Source organism: Neisseria sp. HMSC068C12, from assembly GCF_001814095.1.
Classification (GTDB): domain Bacteria; phylum Pseudomonadota; class Gammaproteobacteria; order Burkholderiales; family Neisseriaceae; genus Neisseria; species Neisseria perflava.
Genome location: NZ_KV814808.1, coordinates 121,313 through 123,395, shown reverse-complemented (window position 1 = coordinate 123,395; position 2,083 = coordinate 121,313). Strand labels below are relative to the sequence as shown.

Below are 2,083 nucleotides of genomic sequence, written 5' to 3'. Positions count from 1 at the left end.
CGTTACGAACTCGATCCCTTAGGCCGTCTGAAAAGGCAAATTGCCGCACTCAATGAATTGACCGAAGGCGGCAAAGGCAAAAACAAAGTAGCGGCGGGCTATGGTCAAACCGCCGTCAAACGCAGCTACGGCTACGACCGTACCGGCAACCTGGTCCACAGTACCGACCAACGGACGGGCACGACGCATTTCGAGTTCGACAGACTCGGTCGAATCACCAAAGCCGGCAGCGAACGGTTCGCCTTCGACCCTGCGCACAATATCCTGTCCGATCACAACAGCCCTACCGTTCAAGACAACCGTCTTAAAGAATACAACGGCAGCAGCTATTACTACGACGGCTTCGGCAACCTGATCCACCGCGAGCTGGCCGACGGCGAAGTGCAGAACTACTTCTACGATCTGCATGACCAACTGGTTAAAGCCGAAATCTTCAAAAAAGACGGCAGCAAAGAAACTTGGGCCTACACCTACGATGCCTTGGGCAGAAGGATAGGCAAAGGCCGTCTGAAAAACGAAGAAGTTTCAGACGGCCTCGAAGAAGAAACCGGATTCGTTTGGGACGGCAGCCATTTGCTGCAGGAAGTCCACCCGGACGGCAGGTATACCTATCTCTACACCGACCAAGACTCCTACGAACCGCTGGCGCAGGTCCGCAATTGGACAACCGAAGACGGCGAAAGCAGACAACAAATCCACTACTTCCACTGCGACCAAATCGGCATCCCGAGAGAGATGACCGATAAGGACGGCAATCTGGTTTGGTTCGGCGATTATTACGGTTGGGGCAAACTGAGGAGCGAAACGAACGTAACGGGAACTGCTCACCAACCCTTCCGCCTGCAAAACCAGTATTGCGACCGTGAGACGGGGCTGCATTACAATTTCTTCAGGTATTACGAACCGAACATCGGGCGGTTTGTGAATCAGGATCCGATTGGGCTTTCAGGCGGAGACAATCTGTATCAGTTTGCGCCGAATGCTCAGGACTGGGTTGACCCTCTTGGTTTAAGCAAATGCTCATCAAGATCGAAAACACCAAATCCATATCAAGGTGTAAAAGAAGCATCTAAATATTTAAAATCACAAGGAGTTCCAAGAAAATATAGGAAACAAATTTTAGAATCTTTTGATAGAGAAACGATTAAAGTACGTTCGGCAGGAACTAGTGAATATGGATTAAGGTACTTTGACGGAATAAATGCTCAAGCTAAAGGTCGTTATTTATTTGAAACATTCCCTGCTACCAGAAGTAGCCTCGCAGTCAAACCAAAATGGAACCACATGACTAATATTGCTCAATTTAAAGTGAAACCAGGAACAACTATTATTGAAGGTAAAGCTGCACCTCAAGGTTTGGGGTTGCCTGGTGGACAAACACAAAAATATATTAATGACTTAGAAAGGTTAATAAGACAATGAATCAGGAGCAATTTATAAAAAAGATTAATATAGTTTTAGTCGAAATTGATAAAATGATTAATAATTGTGATGAATATAGTTATACAAATAAACAGCAGTTGATTTCTATAAAAAATGAACTATATGACATGATTAATTATCTAAATTCAGAAAGTATTTTTCAACAAAAAAAAGGAAAAGAATTTTTATTGTCTCGGATAGTAATTGATTCTTGGCCATTTAATAATGAAGTTGGTAAACTCCTTGTAGAATTAGAAGAAGATTTCAATTCTTTGACAAGAAAAATATAAAAATGTCTAAATTAAAAACTTTGAATGAAACTCCTTTGGACTTTCAAGAAAAATCTTTGTTTGACAAATGGGAAGTCAGTTACCTTGATTTGATGGAAGTAAATCAAGGTTCTCCCTTAGTTGGAAGTCTATCCATTAACGGTCAAGTTATTATTAAAGAACAGGGGTTTGGAGGGCCTTTATTGTATTTCAATAGAAAAATATATATTCCAGTTTTCATTAGACGATTTTGCGTTGTTGGATTTAGGCTTGCAACATTAAATTTAGATGATTTATCAATTGAGTATATTGGGGGTATCGAAGACTTGGTTTATCTGAAAGAGATAAAAGGTAATAGAATTTATTTCTATACAGATATATATAAAAGCACA

3 protein-coding genes are annotated in these 2,083 nt (G+C 41.5%); all 3 read left to right on the top strand.

All coding sequences use genetic code 11. The features are described from left to right. Window positions 1-1,422 (top strand): RHS repeat domain-containing protein (locus HMPREF2952_RS04445; protein WP_283120697.1); only part of this gene is annotated, 1,422 nt, incomplete at its 5' end. Continuing rightward, window positions 1,419-1,712, top strand: a complete 294-nt coding sequence (locus tag HMPREF2952_RS04440; protein ID WP_070695324.1) for a hypothetical protein — start codon at window positions 1,419-1,421, stop codon at window positions 1,710-1,712. The genes HMPREF2952_RS04445 and HMPREF2952_RS04440, both read left to right, overlap by 4 nt. Before the next feature lie 2 nt (window positions 1,713-1,714). Further along, window positions 1,715-2,083 (top strand): hypothetical protein (locus tag HMPREF2952_RS04435; protein WP_070695323.1); only part of this gene is annotated, 369 nt, incomplete at its 3' end.